Origin of the sequence: Tepidimonas sediminis, from assembly GCF_007556605.1 — a bacterium.
Classification (GTDB): Bacteria; Pseudomonadota; Gammaproteobacteria; order Burkholderiales; family Burkholderiaceae_C; genus Tepidimonas; species Tepidimonas sediminis.
Window position 1 is genome coordinate 16,162 of the sequence record NZ_VJND01000006.1, and the last position, 17,648, is coordinate 33,809.

The window sequence follows — 17,648 nt, forward strand, 5'->3', positions numbered from 1 at the left end:
ATGCCGCCTGCGGGGGCGGGCGGCTATGCTGCGGCCACGTTTGATTTTTCGCAAGACCAGCGGGTCAGGAGGACGGTTCATGAGCACGAGGCAGGGATGGTGGCGCCGGCTGGCGCTGGGGACGGGGGCGCTGGTGGCGGCGGTGGCGCTGTCGGGGTGTGGCACGCTGGCCACGATCGGCAAGCTGGAGGACGGCGCCGGCGCCGAGGCGATGAAGATGTGGGACCGCTGGATCGAGGGCGGCGGCGACATCGCGGTGGCCACCACGTGGGAGCGCAAGGTCAAGCCGGGCCTGAAGGTCGCCGACGTCGAGGAGATCATGCGCAACGTGATGGTGGAGCGCAACATGCGCGACGTCGGCACGCTGCCGCTGTCCAAGGAGCTGGAGGCGCGCTCCGGCAAGAAGGAGCCGGTGCTGACGATCTACCAGTTCTGCAGCCCCAGCATCGCGCGCCGCATGGCCGACTTCAGCCCGCACATGGCCGCCTACATGCCGTGCCGCATCGCGCTGGTGGAGCGGCCAGACGGGCTGTGGCTGTACACGCTCAACATGGACATGATGGTCAAGATGGGCCGCAAGCTGCCCTCGCCGCTGAAGGAGGAGGCGTGGAGCGTGCGCGAGGCCGTCTGGGACATGATGGAGCGTGCCTCCAAGGGCGAATTCTGAGCCGCCCACCCCTCGACGACGAGAGGAGAACCGCATGACGACGACCCCCCGCATCCGGATGCGCCACGCCGCGGCCGCCGCCGCGCTGCTCGCGGCCGCCCCCTGGGCGCAGGCCACCAACGGCTACTTTCCGCACGGCTTCGGCCTGAAGGCCAAGGGCATGGGCGGCGCCTCCATCGCGCTGGCGCACGATGCGTTTGCCGGCGTCAACAACCCGGCCGCCGCGGCCTTCGCCGGCAACCGCTGGGACGTCGGCGCCGAGATCTTCCGCCCCTATCGCGACGCGCAGTTCGTCGGGGCCACGCCGGTGGTGGAAAGCGGCCGCACCGCCTTCCTGATCCCGGAGTTCGGCTACAACGTGAAGCTGTCCGAGAAGCTGGCGCTGGGCGTGACGGTGTACGGCAACGGCGGCATGAACACCTCGTACGCGCCGTTTCCCAATGGCGTCAACCTGATGGGCGGGCAGGGTAAGCTGGGCGTGGACCTGATGCAGCTGATCGTGGCGCCGACGCTGGCCTACCGGGTGGCCGACGGACACGCGCTGGGGATTTCGCCGCTGCTGGTGCTGCAGCGTTTCGAGGCCTATGGTCTGCAGGGCTTTTCGATGATGTCGCAGTCCCCGGGCGACGTCACCAACCGCGGCAAGGACACCAGCACCGGCATCGGGGTGCGCCTGGGCTACTTCGGCAAGCTGGGGGATCGCGTCTCGGTCGGCGCGGCCTACTCGCCCAAGACCGACATGAGCCGCTTCGACAAGTACAAGGGGCTGTTCGCGGGCGGCGGCGACTTCGACATCCCCGAGAACTACGGCGTCGGCGTGGCGGTGCAGCTGACCCCGGCGCTGACGGTGGCGCTGGACGCCACGCGCATCAAGTACGGCGGCGTGCCGGCGATCGCCAACGGCAGCTTGAGCCAGCTGATGGCGGGCCAGCCGCTCGGCGCGGCGGCGGGGCCGGGCTTCGGCTGGCGCGACATCGGCGTCGTCAAGGTCGGCGTGCAGTGGCAGGCCAGCCCGCAGTGGACGCTGCGCGCCGGCTACAACAAGGGCGACAACCCGATCCGGCCGCAGGACGCGATGTTCAACGTGCTGGCCCCCGGCGTGATTCGCGAGCACCTCACCTTCGGCGCCACGTACGCGCCGGACAAGGATACCGAGTGGACGTTCGCGCTGTGGCACGGCCGGCGCGAGACGGTGGTGGGGCCGAGCGTGGACTTTTCCAGCATGAACGTGAACCCCACGGGCACGCGCATCGGCATGCACCAGAACGGCTTCGGGGTGCAGTACAGCCGCAAGTTCTGAGTCCGTACCGGGTGCCGGGGGCATCCGGTCGAACAGCCGGCGGGTGGGGGGACGCCCGCTGCGCTTTCCTCTGGCGTGGGGTGCTCCCTGCGTGGGTCCGGCCCGGGAAGCGGTGGCGCGCGGCGCCCCCGTGCACCCGGGCCGCTTTTTTTGCGCCCTGGGCCGTCTCAGCGGCGCAGATGCGCGGTGCGGCGCATCGCGATCAGCGGATCGGCCGGGCCGTCCAGATTCAGGTAGCGTGCCGCCACCGGCTCCACGGCGCTGGGCACCAGGCCCAGGTCGGCCAGCGTCGGCAGCGTGCCGCTGGCGACGTTGGGCACCTCCAGCGAGCGCAGGTTGTCGGTGGTCAGCGGCGGCTCGCCCGGCAGCAGCTCCATCAGCAGGGCCTGGAAGTACGCCAGCGCGCGCGGCAGCGGCAGCACCGGGCGCGGGTGGCCGCTGAGCCGTCCGGCCAGCCGCACCAGATCCGCCAGCGTCCACACCTCCGGGCCGACCGCCTCGAACGTGCGGCCGATGGTGTCGTCGCGCTGCAGGCAGGCGACGATGGCCTGCGCGACGTCGCCGACCCACACCGGTTGAAAGCGCGCATCCGCCCCGGCCAGCGGCACCACCGGCAGGCTGCGCTGCAGCCGCGCGAACAGGTTCAGGAAGCGGTCTTCGGCGCCGAAGATGACGCTGGGGCGCAGCAGTGTCAGCGCCAGCCCCGCCGAGGTGAGCGCCTGCAGGGCACGCTCGCCCTCGCCCTTGCTGCGCAGGTAGCGCGACGGGCCGGCCGGATCGGCCCCGAGCGCGCTGACGTGCACGAGACGGCGCACGCCGGCGGCCAGCATCGCCTCGCCCAGCCGCTGCGGCAGCGCGACGTGCACGCGCTCGAACTGCGCGGCACTGCCGTTGAGGATCGCCACCAGATTGACCACCGCGTCGACCCCGCGCAGCAGGCATTGCAGCGCACGGTCGTCGTGCACGTCGGCCGGCACCACCGTCACCATCGGCAGCATCTGGACGGCCTTGGCGTGTTCGAGATGGCGCGTCGGCACCGTGACGCGGATGCCCAGGCGGTTGAGGTGTTCGCAGACGTGGCGGCCGACGAAGCCGGTGCCGCCCAGGACGAGCACGTGGTTCATGGACTCCTCGCAAGACGTGGCGCCGCGGCGCCGACGGCCGGCGTCACGGCAGTTCGGTGTCGGGGGCGCGCGCGGTGGCCAGCCGCGGCCCGATGGTGGCGCCCAGGCGCGCCGACGGCAACTGCGGCTGTCCGGTCAGCAGCGCGGCGTACACGTGGGTGTTGGCCAGCACCCGCTTGACGTAGTCGCGCGTCTCGTCGAACGGGATGTTCTCGACCCACACCGCGGCCTCCAGCACCGGGCCCTGGCGCCACTGGCGCGGCCGCCCCGGACCGGCATTGTAGGCTGCCGCGGCCAGCGCCATCGAGCCCTCGAAGTCATCCAGCGCCAGCTTCAGGTAGGCGGTGCCGATCGTCACGTTGACCTCGGGGTCGTCGATCTGGTGCGGCTGGAAGTCGCGCAGGCCGATGCGGCGCGCCGTCCAGCGCGCGGTGGCCGGCATGACCTGCATCAGGCCGCTGGCGCCGACGTGCGAGCGCGCGTCCATCACGAAACGGCTTTCCTGCCGGATCAGGCCGTAGACGTAGGCCGGGTCCAGGCCGATGGCGCGCGCGCGCGGCACCACCAGCTCGCGCAGCGGGGTGGGGTAGCGCTGCGCGATGTCCACCTGCTGGCGCGTGCGGCTGCTGGTGTTGATGCAGCGGTCCCAGACCGCGCGTTCGCACGCCCAGGCGGCGGCGGCCAGCAGCTCGCGCTCCGGCAGCCCGCCGGGGACGTGCAGCGCCACCTCGTAATGCCACTCGCGCACCCCCTCCGTGCGCAGCCCCCAGTCGATCAGCAGCAGCGCCCGCTGCAGCCCGGGCAGCGCCCGCACCGCGGCGCGCTCGGCCGCGGTGGGCGGCGGCGGCGCTGGCGGCAGCGTCACCGGCTGGCCCAGCGCCTCGGCGGCCAGCTGCTCATAGAACCCTTCCGGCCCGGCGATGCGCTGCAGCAGCGCCTGCGCGGCCTCGCCGGCCTGGTCACTGGCGCGCAGCGCGCGCGCCAGCCAGTAGATCCACGTCGGATCCTGCTGCGCCTGCGGCGACAGCAGGCCGATGGCGCGGCGCACCGCGGCCCAGTCGCCGGCGCGCAGTGCCGCCCGCACGTGCCAGGCGCGCCACTCGTCCGGCAGCGCCGCCTCCCATGTGCGGGCGAAGTGATCCAGCGCCTCCGGCTGCAGGCGCAGCGCGGTGCGGCGGCCGATCGCACCCCACACCCAGGCGCGTTCCTCGGCGGTGAGCTGGGCGCGCCAGCGCAGGTGCTCGGCGTGCGCCGCGGCGGCCTGGGGATCCTGCGTCGCCAGCCGGATCAGCGCCAGCGTGACGATCTCCTTGGTGCGGTGGCGCACCGCGGTCAGCTTGTCGTCCAGGTAGCGCTGCGGGGCATTGAAGGCGCGCTCCACCAGCGCCGCCCAGTCGGCATCCAGCAGCGCCACCGCCTGCGTGGCCACCGCCAGCCGCCCGGCCTCCACGCCCAGCCGCGCGCGCTGCCAAGCGACCTCCGCCGGCAGCGCGCCGGCGGCGATCAACCGCCCGGCTGCGCGCGCGCATCCCGGGGCCGCCGTGCGCTGGCCCAGCCAGGCGGTGCGCACCGCCTCGGCGACGCTGGCGGGGCTGGCCGCGCCGGTTTCCACCTGGGCCAGCGCGACCCAGCAGCGCACCTCCGGGTCGTCGTTCATGCGAAAGCGCGGCGCTTCCTCCAGCAGCGTGGCCCAGTCGCCGCGCGCGCCGAGCAGCAGCAGCCAGTCGTTGCGCAGCCGATCCTCCCAGTAGCTGCCGGCCCAGCGCGCCAGCACCGCGCGCACCTCCCCGGTGTCGGCGCGTTCCAGCCTGTTGCGCAGCAGCCAGTAGTCGGCCAGCGGTTCGGTCAGGTGGCCGTCCAGGCGCGGGCGCAGCGCCGCCAGGCGCGCCGCGTCCCCTTTCTGGAATGCCTCGCGCATCTCCAGCACCGCGCGCCGCGCGGTCTCCTCGCCGCTGCCTTGCGCGCGCGCCGGCGCCAGCACGGCCAGCAGCGCCAGCGCCGCCACCGTGGCGGCGCGGCGCAGCGCGGGTAAGATGCGGCGCGATGCCCCGATGCCCATGAGAGGGATTATGGACAAGCTCGACCCCGCGCGCCAGTCCGAGCCGCTCGACGCCGCCCAGCGCAAGGCGTACTGGCGCGGCAAGCTGATCGCCGAGCGCCAGCGTCTGCCGGACCGGTTGGCGCGCAACGAGGCGCTGCAGCGCGTCATGCGCGTCTGGATGGTCGGGCGCAGCGACACGGTGGTGGGAGCCTACTGGCCGATCAAGGGCGAGTTCGATCCGCTGCCGGCGCTGCACCGCTGGCAGGAGGCGGCCAACGTGGAGGACGCGCGCGCGGCGCGCCAGCAGCGGCGCATCGCGCTGCCCGTGATCGACAAGACGGCCGGCACGCTGCGCTTCCACGTCTGGTACCCCGGCTGCCCGATGGAGGAGGACGCCTACGGCATCCCGAAGCCGAAGGACACCGAGGTGGTGCAGCCGACGCTGCTGTTCGTGCCGTGCGTCGGCTACGGGCCGGCGGGCGTGCGGCTGGGCTACGGCGGCGGCTTCTACGACCGCACGCTGGCGCGGCTGCGTCCGCGCCCGGTCACCGTCGGCCTGGCCTACGCCAGCGCCTTCGTGCCGTGGCTGCAGCCCGAGCCGCACGACGTGCCGCTGGATGCCGTCCTGACCGACCAGGGCGTGGCCTGGCCGGTGGGCGACGACTGACCTTACGTCTCTTCGCCGGGCGGCACGACCGCTTTCAAGCCCAGAACCGAGGACGGTCGCGCGGCCGCCGTCCGGTCAAACGTCAGCATGGCGTCGGCCCCCATCTGGACACCCGCGCGTGCGATGACGCCATCGGCGAAGTCTGCGCCGGCGGCCAGCATGGCCAGACCCGCGCGGACAGCCTCACGGTCGCAGACCACTTGCTCCACGTCCATCAGCGTCCCGATGGCGTGCGCCACCTGCTTCGCGGAGTGGCGGTAGCCGCGCAGCGGCACCCGCGCGAGCTCGCACCAGACCGGCAACGGAATCACCAGGCGATCGGCCGCGCGCAGGACGCGCAGGGCGGCTTCGGCCTGAACCGGGTCGTCGCGCGTGGCCAGTCGGACGAGGATGTTGGTGTCCAGCGTCAGCGGCATCGGCTCGTCCAGCCCTCGCGCGCCCATTCGTCGAGTTCGTCCAGGCTCAGCGCCCGCGCCGGCGGCGGCAGGCAGCCGACGTAGTCATCCAGCGTGCGCCGTACCCTTGGGCGCAGGACCAACCCGCCGTCCGGCAGCGGTTCGATTTCGACCTGCTGGCCGGGCGTGACCCCGAGACGCTGCAGCCAACGACGGGGCAGCGTGATCTGCCCTTTGGCGGTGACGGTCAGCGTACCCATCGTTCGTGATGCTCCGTTGCGTCGCCCATCCTTGACGATCGCCCCCGACCTTGGCACGTCTCTGGCCAAGGCGCCCAGCGGTACCGTCCTGACTCAGACGTTGCGCCGGTACTGGCCGCCGACCTCGAACAGCGCCTGGGTGATCTGGCCCAGCGAGCAGCAGCGCACCGCGTCCATCAGCACCTCGAAGACGTTGCGGTTCTCGATCACGGCGTCCTTGAGCCGCTGCAGCATCGCCGGCGCCTCGTGCGCGTGGCGGGCGTGGAAGTCGCGCAGGCGCTGCAGTTGCGACTGCTTCTCCTCCTCGGTGGAGCGGGCCAGCTCCAGCGACTCCGGGATCGGGTCGCCGTGCGGGTTGCGGAAGGTGTTGACGCCGATGATCGGCAGCTCCCCGGTGTGCTTGAGCATCTCGTAGTGCATGCTCTCGTCCTGGATCTTGCCGCGCTGGTAGCCGGTCTCCATCGCGCCCAGCACCCCGCCGCGCTCGGCGAGGCGCTCGAACTCGGCCAGCACCGCCTCCTCCACCAGGTCGGTCAGCTCCTCGATGATGAAGCTGCCCTGGTTGGGGTTCTCGTTCTTGGCCAGGCCCCATTCGCGGTTGATGATGAGCTGGATGGCCATCGCGCGGCGCACCGATTCCTCCGTCGGCGTCGTGATCGCCTCGTCGTAGGCGTTGGTGTGCAGGCTGTTGCAGTTGTCGTAGATGGCGATCAGCGCCTGCAGCGTGGTGCGGATGTCGTTGAAGGCGATTTCCTGCGCGTGCAGGCTGCGCCCCGAGGTCTGGATGTGGTACTTGAGCTTCTGGCTGCGCTCGTTGGCGCCGTACTTGTCGCGCATGGTCACGGCCCAGATGCGCCGCGCCACGCGGCCCAGCACGGTGTACTCCGGGTCCATGCCGTTGCTGAAGAAGAACGACAGGTTGGGCGCGAAGTCGTCGATGTGCATGCCGCGCGCCAGATACGCCTCCACGTAGGTGAAGCCGTTGGCCAGCGTGAAGGCCAGTTGGCTGATCGGGTTGGCGCCGGCCTCGGCGATGTGGTAGCCGCTGATCGACACCGAATAGAAGTTGCGCACGTTGTGATGGACGAAGTACTCCTGGATGTCGCCCATCACCTTCAGGCTGAAGTCGGTGGAGAACAGGCAGGTGTTCTGGCCCTGGTCCTCCTTCAGGATGTCGGCCTGCACGGTGCCGCGCACGTTCTCCAGCACCCAGGCCTTGATCTTGGCGATCTCGGTGTCGGTGGGGTCACGGCCGTTGTCGGCGCGGAACTTGTCGATCTGCTGGTCGATGGCGGTGTTGAAGAACATCGCCAGGATCGCCGGCGCCGGCCCGTTGATCGTCATCGACACGCTGGTGGAAGGGTCGCACAGGTCGAAGCCGCCGTAGAGCACCTTCATGTCGTCCAGCGTGGCCACGCTGACGCCGGAGTTGCCGATCTTGCCGTAGATGTCGGGGCGCGGGTCGGGGTCGTGACCGTAGAGCGTGACCGAGTCGAACGCGGTGGACAGGCGCTTGGCGGGCATGCCCTCCGACAGCAGCTTGAAGCGCCGGTTGGTGCGGAACGGGTCGCCCTCGCCGGCGAACATGCGCGTGGGATCCTCGTTCTCGCGCTTGAAGGCGAACACCCCGGCGGTGTACGGAAAGCTGCCGGGGACGTTTTCCAGCATCAGCCACTTGAGCAGTTCGCCGTGGTCCTCGTACTTGGGCAGCACCACCTTGCGGATCTTGTTGCCCGACAGCGTGGTGTGCACCAGCCGCGTGCGGATTTCCTTGTCGCGGATGCGCACGACGTACTCGTCGCCGGCGTAGGCCTTCTGCATGTCGGGCCACTGCGCCAGCAGCTTGCGCGCATCGGCGTCGAGCCGCTGCTCGCGCTGCTCGGCCAGCTCCAGCGCGGCCTGGGCGGCCTTGGGCTTGTCGGGCTTGGCCTCGGTCAGCATCGCGGCGGCGGCGCGCAGCTGCTGCGCCTCGCGCGCCAGCCGCGCCTGCGCCCGCACGCGCCGCTTGTAGGCGCGCACGGTGTCGGCGATCTCGGCCAGGTAGCGGCTGCGCTGCGGCGGCACGATGGCGTTGAGCATCGTGCTGTGGCGCGTCTCGACGCGCGGCAGCCGTCCCCCTTCGGGCCCCAGCGGCAGCATCAGGCCCAGCTGCGCCAGCCGGACCTTGAGCGCCTGATAGAGCGCCGTGACACCGTCGTCGTTGAAGCGCGCGGCCATCGTGCCGAACACCGGCATGTCCTCCGGCCGCTTGCCCCAGGCCTCCTTGTTGCGCTGCACCTGCTTGGCCACGTCGCGCAGCGCGTCCAGCGCGCCCTTGCGGTCGAACTTGTTGATCGCGACGAACTCCGCGAAGTCCAGCATGTCGATCTTCTCGAGCTGGCTGGCCGCGCCGTACTCCGGCGTCATCACGTACAGCGGCACGTCCACGTGCGGCACGATGGCCGCATCGCCCTGCCCGATGCCGGAGGTCTCCACGATCACGAGGTCGAAGCCGGCCACCTTGCAGGCGGCGATCACGTCCGGCAGCGCCGGGTTGATCTCGCTGCCGAAGTCGCGCGTGGCCATCGAACGCATGTAGACGCGCGGGCCCTGCGCCCACGGGCCGATGGCGTTCATGCGGATGCGGTCGCCCAGCAGCGCCCCGCCGCTCTTGCGCCGGCTCGGGTCGATGCTGAGGACGGCGATGCGCAGCGCATCGTCCTGGTCCAGCCGCAGGCGGCGGATGAGTTCGTCGGTCAGGCTGCTCTTGCCCGCGCCGCCCGTGCCGGTGATGCCCAGCACCGGCACGCGCGCCTGCGCCGCCTCCTGCCGCAGCGCCTGCACCAGCGCCGGGTCGGCCTTGCCGTTTTCCAGCGCGGTGATCAGCTGCGCCAGCGCCCGCCAGGCCGCATCACCGTGACCGCGGATCGCCTCCAGCGAGGTCGGCGCGTGCACCGACAGGTCGTGGTCGCAGCGCATGATCATCTCGCCGATCATCCCCTGCAGCCCCATGCGCTGGCCGTCCTCCGGGCTGTAGATGCGCGCCACGCCGTAGTCCATCAGCGCGCGGATTTCGCTGGGCACGATGACGCCGCCGCCGCCGCCGAACACCAGCACGTGCGCGCCGCCGCGCGCGCGCAGCTGATCGACCATGTAGGTGAAATACTCCATGTGGCCGCCCTGGTAGGAGCTGACGGCCACGCCCTGCACGTCCTCCTGCAGCGCGGCGGTGACGACCTCATCCACGCTGCGGTTGTGCCCGAGGTGGATGACCTCCGCTCCCATGCTCTGCAGGATGCGGCGCATGATGTTGATCGCCGCATCGTGCCCGTCGAAGAGGCTGGCGGCGGTGACGAAGCGTACCTTGTGGGTCGGGCGGTATTGGGCCAGGGCCTGGTACTCGGCGGCGAGCTGGGTCACGGTGGTGTCTCCTGTCGGCACGGGAGGTGGCGCGCGCCGGGGCGCGCGGCATTGACGTTTACGTAAACGTCAATGTTAATGGAGAACGCCACCCGGCACCAGTCCGTGCGGGCCGTCGTCCGATCCGGGCGGAGCGTTGCCACGACGGGGGCTGCGGTCGGGGCCGGGGGGCGACGGTCAGCCGTAGAGCACCTTGGGCAGCCACAGCCCGATGGCCGGGAACAGGTACAGCAGCACGATGGCCACGATCTGGATGCCCATGAACGGCAGCATGCCGGCGAAGATCTGGTTCAGCGTCACGTGCGGGGGACTCACCCCCTTGAGGTAGAACGCGCTCATCGCCACCGGCGGGCTCAGGAACGCGGTCTGCAGGTTCAGCGCCACCAGCAGACCGAAGAACAGCGGATCGACGCCGAAGTTGTCCAGCAGCGGGATGAAGATCGGCATGAAGATGACGATGATCTCGGTCCACTCCAGCGGCCAGCCGAGCAGGAAGATGATGACCTGACTCAAGATCAGGAACTCGGTCTTGCTCAGGTTGAGCGACATCACCCAGCGCTCCACCAGCTCCTGCCCGCCCAGCAGCGCGAACGCGGCCGAGAAGATGGCCGAGCCGACGAACAGCCAGCACACCATCGCGGTGGTCTTGGCGGTGAGGAACACCGATTCCTTCAGCACCCCCCAGTTGAACTGCCGATAGGCCACCGCCAGCAGGAAGCCGCCGAAGGCGCCGACGCCGGCGGCCTCGGTGGGCGTGGCCAGCCCGAACACGATCGAGCCCAGCACCGCCAGGATTAGGAACAGCAGCGGAAAGAAGCTGGCCAGCAGCATGCGCAGGATTTCCAGCCGCTGCCAAGTGAAGACGGCGTAGAACGCCACCAGCGCCGCCATGCCGGCGCCAAAGCCGATCCACCAGCCGGTGGTGGGCGGCGTGCGGCCCGGCGCGGCTGCCGCGGGATCGCCTGGCGCACCCGCTGCGGCGACCGGCGACGGCTCGGGCTGCTGGCCGCTGCCGGGCGGGGCCTGCAGACCATCCCCCTCCGCCGCGCCGGGAGGTTCGGCCAAGCCCGCCCTCTCCAGGGGGGCGTCGCCGCCGGGAGGCTCGGCCAGCCCGCCGTCGTCGGCGACGCGCGCCGTCTCGTCCTCGAGCGACTGCAGGCCGACCGCCTCCGACGTCGGCGCCACCGGGCGGGTGTTGACGTGCCAGCTGAGCAGGGCCACCACGGCAAACAGCAGCGCCGGCAGCAGCGCGATGCCCAGCTGGCGCAGCAGATGGCCGGTCGGCACGCCCAGGTTGCGCCGGCCCTTGAGCGCGCGCAGCAGCGCCGGCAGCACCGCCCCCCGCACCGCCTGCGCCAGCCGCTCGGTCAGCGGCGGCAGCGGCACGGTGCGCTGCTCGGCCGGCAGAGGTGGCATGGTGTGCGGCCGCAGCTTGGCCAGCAGGATCACGTACAGCACGTACAGCCCGGCCAGCATCAGGCCAGGAAAGAAGGCGCCGGCGTACAGCTGCACCACCGAGACGCCTGCGGTGGCGCCGTAGACGATCAGCAGCACCGAGGGCGGGATCAGGATGCCGAGGCAGCCGCCCGCGGTGATGGCCCCGGCGGAGACGCGCACGTCGTAGCCGGCCTTCAGCATCTGCGGAAAGGCCAGCAGCCCCATCAGCGTGACCACCGCGCCGACGATGCCGGTGGCGGTAGCGAACACCGCGCAGGTGAACAGCGTGGCCACCGCCAGCGAACCCGGCACGCGCGCCAGCGACAGGTGCAGGCTCTTGAACAGCCTCTCGATCAGGTTGGCGCGCTCGACCAGGTAGCCCATGAAGACGAACAGCGGGATGGAGATGAGCACGTCGTTGCTCATCACCGAGAAGGCCCGCTGCACCATCAGGTCCAGCGTCTGCTTGACGGCGCCGGCGGCGCTCTGCCCGCCGGAGTGGTAAGCGAAGTAGGTGAAGATGATGCCCATGCCCATCAGCGTGAACGCCGTGGGAAAGCCGAGCATGATGGCCACCACCACCAGCGCCAGCATCATCAGGCCGTAGTGGCCGTTGGTGAGGGTGTCGGCCGACAGCGCCATCCAGGCCGTGCCGGCCACGATCAGCCCCATCAGCGTGAAGCCGAACCACAGTTCGCGGCGCATCAGCGCTCTCCCGTCCGGGCTGCGCCGGCGTCGTCGACGACGTAGCGGTCCAGCGCGGCGATGTCCTCGTCGCGCACGTGCACCATCGCCTTGAGCTTGTCGACGTCGACTTCCTCGACGTCGTGCTGGCGTGCCGGCCAGGCGCCGTCGCGCAGGCACAGCACGCAGCGCACCATTTCCGCCACGCCTTGCAGCAGCAGCAGCGCGCCGGCCAGCGGGATGACGAACTTGAACGGGTACAGCGGCAGCGGCGTGGCCGAGAAGGTCTGCTCGCGGATCGCCAGCGAATCCTGGAAATAGCTCCAGCCGGCCCAGGTCAGCGCCACGGTGCCGGGCAGGAAGAACACGGCATAGAGCAGCAGGTCGATGACGGCCTGCGTGCGCGGGCGCAGGAAGCCGTACAGCACGTCGCCGCGCACGTGGCCGCCGGCCGAGAGGGTGTAGGCGCCGGCCAGCATGAACAGCGTGCCGTACATCATCACCTGGGCGTTGAGCGACCAGTCGTGCGGCGCGTTGAGCACGTAGCGGGCGAACACCTCGTAGGTGATGCCCAGCGTCAGCGCGACGATCAGCCAGGCGAACGCCTGCCCGACGAGGGCCGAGAGGCGGTCGATGGTCAGGAGCCAGCGGGGGGTCATGCGCTCATCCGTCCACGGCGCCCGGTGGTAAGGCGGCGGGTGCCGCCGCCGGCGCCGTCGCGGCAGCACCCCGGAGCCGGCGCTGGCCGACCCCGCGCGCGGCCTCAGCCGCGCTGCTGTCCCCCTCCTTGACGGCGGAAGTAGTGGTTCCAGGCCATCTTGAAGTCGACCGTGTAGTCGTTCCACCAGCCACCGACGCGCTCGGCGAAGGCGCGCTGGCTGTCGAGCACCTTCTTGAACATCGGGTTCTCGGCGCTCTTCTTGGCGATCACCTTGTCCCACGAGGCCAGCTGCGCCCGCAGGATGGCGTCCGGCGTCTTGTAGAACTTGACGCCGGCCTTCTTCAGCTCCAGGTAGTCCTGCGAGTTGCGGTGCGCGGCCTTCCAGCTCATGTCGGCGCTGGCGGCCTGCACGGCGTAGTCGATGATGGCCTTCAGCTCGGCGGGCAGCGCGTCGTACTTGGCCTTGTTGAACAGGATTTCGAACTGCTCACCGCTCTGGTGGAAGCTCTGCAGCATGCAGTGCTTGACCACGTCGGCAAAGCCCAGGATGCGGTCGGAGGAGGCGTTGTTGAACTCCGCCCCGTCGATGAGCCCGCGGTCCAGCGCCGGCACGATCTCGCCGCCGGGCAGCGGGTTGACCGCTGCGCCCATGTCGGTGTAGAGGTCCACCGCCAGCCCGACGGTACGGAACTTGACACCCTTGAGGTCCTCGACCTTGGCGATCGGCTTCTTGAACCAGCCGAACGGCTGCGTCGGCATCGGCCCGTAGAGGAACGACACCACGTCCATGTTGAGGCTCTTGTAGATTTCCTCCAGCAGCGCCTTGCCGCCGCCGTAGTAGTGCCAGGCCAGCACCATGTTCGGATCCATGCCGAACGCCGGGCCGGAGCCCCACAGGGCCAGCGCCGAGTTCTTGCCGTAGTGATAGGCCACCACGCCGTGGCCGCCGTCCAGCGTGCCCTTGGCCACCGCCTCCAGCAGCTGGAACGCCGGCACCACCGCACCGGCCGGCAGCACCTCGATCTTCAGGCGGTTGCCCGCCATGTCGTTGACCTTCTTGGCGAAGTCGTTGGCGAACTCGTGGAAGATGTCCTTGGCCGGCCAGGTGGACTGGAAGCGCAGCGTCGTCGTCTGCGCCACGGCCACCATCGGGGCGGCCAGCGCGCCGGCGGCGACGGCCGCGCCCTTGAGCAGGCGGCGGCGGGTCGGGGCGGTGGAAGTCTGCGTCATCGCGTGTCTCCTCGTCATGGAATGGCCGGGACTGCCCCCGGGAGTTCGTATCGTGGGGGGTATCGGGGCGGCGGTGGATCCGGGTTTTCACCGGGGTGGCGCCGCCGGGCGTCACGCAGGTGACGCAACTGGCAGCTCGATGGCAAACTTTTCACGCGATCTTTGAAAAAGGTGCAACCGGCGCGGCGCGCATTGACTTTCATGGCGGTTTGGATACCATACGGGGTATAAAGACCTGTCCCCCAGCCGCCATGACCGCCGTCCAGGATCCCGAACGCAAGAAGGCCCTGCTGCTGCGCCTGAAGCGCGTCGAGGGCCAGCTGCGCGGCATCCAGCGCCTGATCGAGACCGATGCCGACTGCGAGCAGGTGGCGCAGCAGCTGGCCGCCGCGCGCAAGGCGCTGGACAAGTCGTTCTTCATGATGGTGGGCTGCGTGATGGCGCAGGGCGACACGCCGGCCGAGGACGTGGCCGACCTGCTGGCGCGCTTTGCCTGACGGTTGGTGCCAGAATCGGGTCATGCGCCCGCTCCAGTTGTTCGATCCCGATTCCTGCACCTATACCTACGTGCTGTTCGACGCCGACACGCGCGAGGCGGTCATCCTCGACCCGGTGGACGAGCAGCTCGAGCGCGACCTGCAGGTGCTGCGCGACCACGGCCTGCGGCTCGTCTGGGTGGTGGAGACGCACGCGCACGCCGACCACGTCACCAGCGCGCTCAAGCTCGCGGAGCACACCGGCGCCCACACCGCGGCGCCGGCGGCCTGCGGCATCACCACCGTGCACCGCGCGCTGCAGGACGGTGACGAACTCGCCTTCGGTGCCCAGCGGCTGCGCGCGCTGACCACCCCCGGCCACACCGCCGGCAGCATGAGCTATGTGTGGCAGGTGGACGGGCAGACGCACGTCTTCACCGGCGATACGCTGCTGATCGGCGGCTGCGGCCGCACCGACTTCCAGTCCGGCAGCGCCGAGGCGCTCTACCGCAGCATCACCGAGCGGCTGTTCACGCTGCCCGATGACGCCATCGTCTGGCCCGGACACGACTACCATGGCCGCACCCATTCCACCATCGGCCACGAGAAGGCGCACAACCCGCGTCTGGCCGGCAAGTCGCTGGCGGAGTTCGTCGCGCTGATGAACAACCTGAACCTGCCGCGGCCGCGGCGCATGGACGAGGCGGTGCCGGCCAACCTGCGCGGCGGCATCCGGCACGACGCCGACGGTGCCGAGCGCGAGGTGCCGCGCCCCGCGCAGGGCTACGCCGGCGATGTGGCGCCGGAGCTGGCCTGGCGCTGGGTGCAGGAAGGGCGCGCCGTGCTGGTGGACGTGCGCACCGATGCCGAGCGCGAGTGGGTCGGCTTTGTGCCCGGCGCGCAGGCGCTGGCTTGGAAGCAGTGGCCCGGCATGCAGCCCAATCCCGCCTTCGACGATGGCGTGCGCCGGCTCGCGGCCGAAGGCAAGCCGCTGCTGATGCTGTGCCGCAGCGGGGCGCGCTCGATCGCCGCGGCGCGCCGCGCCACCGAGCTGGGTGCCACGGCGTACAACGTGCTGGAAGGCTTCGAGGGCGACCTCGACGCCGAGGGGCATCGCGGCCGTCTGGGCGGCTGGCGCCACCGCGGCCTGCCGTGGCGGCAGAACTGAGCCGGCCGGCGGGGCGGTCGTGCAGGTTTATGATCGCCGCATGACGGCCGGGGCCCCCGACGACACCACGCTGCTCGCGCTGGACGTGGGCAACACGCGCCTGAAGTGGGCGCTGTACGACGCGCCGCGCCCGGGGGCGCGGCTGCTGGCGCACGGCGTGCAGTTCCTCGAGAACATCGAGACGCTGGCCGAGGGCGACTGGCGCCAGCTGCGCGCGCCGCGCTGGGTGCTGGGCAGCATCGTCGCCGGCGCCGGCGTGCGCCACCGTGTCGAGGAGCAGCTGGAGCAGTGGGATGCCCAGCCGCAGTGGGTGGTGCCGCGCGCCGAGGAGGCCGGCGTCGTCAACGGCTACGACCATCCGGCGCGGCTCGGCTCGGACCGCTGGGTGGCGATGATCGGGGCGCGCCAGCGCCTGCTGGCGCGCGGCCAGCACCGCCCGTGCATCGTCGTCATGGTCGGCACCGCGGTGACGGTGGAGGCGCTGGATGCCGACGGCCGCTTCCTCGGCGGCATCATCCTGCCCGGGCACGGCATCATGCTGCGCGCGCTGGAGTCCGGTACCGCCGGGCTGCACGTGCCCACCGGCGACGTGCGCCCGTTCCCCACCAACACCAGCGACGCGCTGACCTCGGGCGGCACGTTCGCCATCGCCGGCGCGGTGCAGCGCATGTGGGACAACCTGCGCCTGCACACCGGGCAGGTGCCGGTGTGCCTGATGACCGGCGGGGCGGGCTGGAAGATGGCACCGTACCTGACGGTGCCGTTCGAGCTGGTCGAGGGCCTGATCTTCGACGGGTTGCTGACGATCGCCGCCAGCCGCTTCGGCGCTGCGGCCCGGTTCAGCGGGGCCGCGCCAGCCAGCGCTGCGCCAGCCGCACCCAGAAGCTCGCTCCCGTCGGAATCAGCGCGTCGTTGAAGTCGTAGCGCGCGTTGTGCAGCGTGCACGGGCCGGCGTCGTGCCCGGGGCCGTGCGCGGCGCGGTGCGCGCCGTCGCCGTTGCCGATGAAGAGGTAGGCTCCGGGCCGCGCCTGCAGCATGTAGGCGAAGTCCTCCGCGCCCATGGTCGGCTCCTGCGCGTGCACGGCCTCGGCGCCGACGACCTCGCGCGCCACCTCGGCCGCGAACGCCGCCTCGGCCGCGTGGTTGACGGTGGGCGGGTAGTTGCGCCGCAGCGCAAAGTCGGCCTGCAGCCCGAAGCCCGCGGCCACGCCGTGCGCCAGCTCGCGCAGGCGCTGCTCGATCAGGTCGAGCGTCTCGACGCGGAAGGTGCGCACCGTGCCCTGCAGCTCCACCTGGTCGGGGATGACGTTGGTGGCCTCGCCGGCGCGCAGCATCGTCACCGATACCACCGCGGCGTCGATCGGCCGCACGTTGCGCGCCACCACCGTCTGCCATGCCAGCGCCAGCTGGCACGCCGCCGGCACCGGGTCGACCGCCAGGTGCGGCAGCGCCGCGTGGCCGCCCTTGCCGGTGAGCACGCAGCGCAGCTCGTTGCTGGAGGCCATCACCGGCCCGGGGCTGACCGCGAAGTGCCCCGCCGGCAGCCCGGGCCAGTTGTGCAGCGCGAACACCGCCTCCACCGGCCAGCGCTCGAACAGCCCGTCGGCGATCATCTCCCGTGCGCCGCCGCCGCCTTCCTCGGCGGGCTGGAAGATCAGCACCACCGTGCCGTCGAAGTCGCGCGCGCGCGCCAGGTGCCGCGCCGCGGCCAGCAGCATCGCGGTGTGGCCGTCGTGACCGCAGGCATGCATGCGCCCGGGATGGCGGCTGGCGTGCGCGAAGGTGTTGAGCTCGGTCATCGGCAGCGCGTCCATGTCGGCGCGCAGGCCGATCATGCGGCCGCAGGCGCCGCCGTCGCGGCCGTGCACGACGCCGACCACGCCGGTCTTGGCCAGCCCCCGGTGCACCTCGATGCCCCACTCGGCCAGCCGTGCGGCGACCAGCCCGCTGGTGCGGTGTTCCTCGAAGCACAGCTCGGGGTGGGCGTGCAGGTCGCGGCGCAGCTCGGCAAAGCGCGCCGCCTCGGCGACGATCGGCTCGATCAGGTTCATGGCGGGCATCGTAGCGCGCCCCGCGGCGGCGGGGAAGGGGCGCGCCGCAAGCCCGCGGCGGCGGCGCTGCCGTGGTGCGCCGCCGCCG

General features: G+C 71.2%; 14 protein-coding genes and 1 pseudogene. 6 read left to right on the top strand and 9 right to left on the bottom strand.

Annotated features, from left to right (window positions below):
* Positions 1-79 precede the first annotated feature (79 nt).
* Both Tsedi_RS06020 and Tsedi_RS06025 read left to right on the top strand, forming a co-directional pair.
* Entirely contained in the window at positions 80-667 is a 588-nt protein-coding gene (locus Tsedi_RS06020; protein WP_143894663.1) for a DUF302 domain-containing protein, read from the top strand.
* 34 nt (positions 668-701) lie between these two features.
* Positions 702-1,967: an OmpP1/FadL family transporter gene (locus Tsedi_RS06025; protein WP_221934205.1), complete on the top strand. Its 1,266-nt coding sequence runs from the start codon at positions 702-704 to the stop codon at positions 1,965-1,967.
* 167 nt (positions 1,968-2,134) lie between these two features.
* On the opposite strand, the gene Tsedi_RS06030 is transcribed toward Tsedi_RS06025, so the two are convergent.
* Together Tsedi_RS06030 and Tsedi_RS06035 are read right to left on the bottom strand one after the other, a co-directional pair.
* Positions 2,135-3,091, bottom strand: a complete 957-nt coding sequence (locus Tsedi_RS06030) for a complex I NDUFA9 subunit family protein (RefSeq protein ID WP_143894665.1) — start codon at positions 3,089-3,091, stop codon at positions 2,135-2,137.
* A 43-nt stretch (positions 3,092-3,134) separates the two neighbouring features.
* Complete coding sequence (locus Tsedi_RS06035; RefSeq protein WP_143894667.1) at positions 3,135-5,150, bottom strand: lytic transglycosylase domain-containing protein; 2,016 nt, start codon at positions 5,148-5,150, stop codon at positions 3,135-3,137.
* A 10-nt stretch (positions 5,151-5,160) separates the two neighbouring features.
* Here Tsedi_RS06035 and Tsedi_RS06040 point away from each other — a divergent pair, with 10 nt between their 5' ends.
* Positions 5,161-5,799, top strand: coding sequence for a 5-formyltetrahydrofolate cyclo-ligase (locus Tsedi_RS06040; protein ID WP_143894669.1), 639 nt, complete (start codon positions 5,161-5,163; stop codon positions 5,797-5,799).
* Between the two features lie 2 nt (positions 5,800-5,801).
* Here the strand turns inward: Tsedi_RS06040 and Tsedi_RS06045 are convergent, their stop codons facing one another.
* From Tsedi_RS06045 to Tsedi_RS06070, 6 genes are all read right to left on the bottom strand, one after another.
* Positions 5,802-6,215: a type II toxin-antitoxin system VapC family toxin gene (locus tag Tsedi_RS06045; protein ID WP_143894670.1), complete on the bottom strand. Its 414-nt coding sequence runs from the start codon at positions 6,213-6,215 to the stop codon at positions 5,802-5,804.
* Positions 6,206-6,454 (bottom strand): AbrB/MazE/SpoVT family DNA-binding domain-containing protein, encoded by a 249-nt coding sequence (locus Tsedi_RS06050; protein ID WP_143894672.1) that lies wholly within the window; start codon positions 6,452-6,454, stop codon positions 6,206-6,208. Before Tsedi_RS06050 ends, Tsedi_RS06045 begins: the two co-directional genes overlap by 10 nt.
* A gap of 93 nt (positions 6,455-6,547) precedes the next feature.
* Positions 6,548-9,853 (bottom strand): fused isobutyryl-CoA mutase/GTPase IcmF, encoded by a 3,306-nt coding sequence (icmF, locus tag Tsedi_RS06055; RefSeq protein WP_143894674.1) that lies wholly within the window; start codon positions 9,851-9,853, stop codon positions 6,548-6,550.
* 177 nt (positions 9,854-10,030) lie between these two features.
* Positions 10,031-11,995, bottom strand: a complete 1,965-nt coding sequence (locus Tsedi_RS06060) for a TRAP transporter large permease (RefSeq protein ID WP_143894676.1) — start codon at positions 11,993-11,995, stop codon at positions 10,031-10,033.
* Positions 11,995-12,633: a TRAP transporter small permease subunit gene (locus Tsedi_RS06065; RefSeq protein WP_143894678.1), complete on the bottom strand. Its 639-nt coding sequence runs from the start codon at positions 12,631-12,633 to the stop codon at positions 11,995-11,997. The genes Tsedi_RS06060 and Tsedi_RS06065 overlap by 1 nt, the downstream gene beginning before the upstream one ends.
* Positions 12,634-12,737: 104 nt before the next feature.
* Complete coding sequence (locus tag Tsedi_RS06070) at positions 12,738-13,865, bottom strand: TRAP transporter substrate-binding protein (protein WP_143894680.1); 1,128 nt, start codon at positions 13,863-13,865, stop codon at positions 12,738-12,740.
* Positions 13,866-14,116: 251 nt separating this feature from the next.
* On the opposite strand from Tsedi_RS06070, the gene Tsedi_RS06075 reads away from it, so the two are divergent.
* The 3 genes and pseudogenes from Tsedi_RS06075 to Tsedi_RS06085 form a co-directional block, all read left to right on the top strand.
* A complete protein-coding gene (locus Tsedi_RS06075) occupies positions 14,117-14,362 on the top strand; it encodes a metal-sensitive transcriptional regulator (RefSeq protein ID WP_143894682.1) in 246 nt (81 codons plus the stop codon).
* 22 nt (positions 14,363-14,384) lie between these two features.
* Positions 14,385-15,509 (top strand): MBL fold metallo-hydrolase, encoded by a 1,125-nt coding sequence (locus Tsedi_RS06080; RefSeq protein WP_143894684.1) that lies wholly within the window; start codon positions 14,385-14,387, stop codon positions 15,507-15,509.
* 40 nt (positions 15,510-15,549) lie between these two features.
* Positions 15,550-16,332: pseudogene (locus Tsedi_RS06085) on the top strand (type III pantothenate kinase); the annotation flags it as partial.
* A 16-nt stretch (positions 16,333-16,348) separates the two neighbouring features.
* Here the strand turns inward: Tsedi_RS06085 and Tsedi_RS06090 are convergent.
* A complete protein-coding gene (locus Tsedi_RS06090; RefSeq protein WP_143894688.1) occupies positions 16,349-17,560 on the bottom strand; it encodes a M20 aminoacylase family protein in 1,212 nt (403 codons plus the stop codon).
* Positions 17,561-17,648 lie beyond the last annotated feature (88 nt).

Coding starts and splice junctions, on each gene's coding strand:
- Tsedi_RS06075 (WP_143894682.1), top strand. CDS start 14,117: ATGACCGCCGTCCAGGATCCCGAACGCAAGAAGGCCCTGCTGCTGCGC.
- Tsedi_RS06035 (WP_143894667.1), bottom strand. CDS start 5,150: ATGGGCATCGGGGCATCGCGCCGCATCTTACCCGCGCTGCGCCGCGCC.
- Tsedi_RS06065 (WP_143894678.1), bottom strand. CDS start 12,633: ATGACCCCCCGCTGGCTCCTGACCATCGACCGCCTCTCGGCCCTCGTC.
- Tsedi_RS06030 (WP_143894665.1), bottom strand. CDS start 3,091: ATGAACCACGTGCTCGTCCTGGGCGGCACCGGCTTCGTCGGCCGCCAC.
- Tsedi_RS06020 (WP_143894663.1), top strand. CDS start 80: ATGAGCACGAGGCAGGGATGGTGGCGCCGGCTGGCGCTGGGGACGGGG.
- Tsedi_RS06090 (WP_143894688.1), bottom strand. CDS start 17,560: ATGAACCTGATCGAGCCGATCGTCGCCGAGGCGGCGCGCTTTGCCGAG.
- Tsedi_RS06050 (WP_143894672.1), bottom strand. CDS start 6,454: ATGGGTACGCTGACCGTCACCGCCAAAGGGCAGATCACGCTGCCCCGT.
- Tsedi_RS06025 (WP_221934205.1), top strand. CDS start 702: ATGACGACGACCCCCCGCATCCGGATGCGCCACGCCGCGGCCGCCGCC.
- Tsedi_RS06045 (WP_143894670.1), bottom strand. CDS start 6,215: ATGCCGCTGACGCTGGACACCAACATCCTCGTCCGACTGGCCACGCGC.
- Tsedi_RS06060 (WP_143894676.1), bottom strand. CDS start 11,995: ATGCGCCGCGAACTGTGGTTCGGCTTCACGCTGATGGGGCTGATCGTG.
- Tsedi_RS06080 (WP_143894684.1), top strand. CDS start 14,385: ATGCGCCCGCTCCAGTTGTTCGATCCCGATTCCTGCACCTATACCTAC.
- Tsedi_RS06040 (WP_143894669.1), top strand. CDS start 5,161: ATGGACAAGCTCGACCCCGCGCGCCAGTCCGAGCCGCTCGACGCCGCC.
- Tsedi_RS06070 (WP_143894680.1), bottom strand. CDS start 13,865: ATGACGCAGACTTCCACCGCCCCGACCCGCCGCCGCCTGCTCAAGGGC.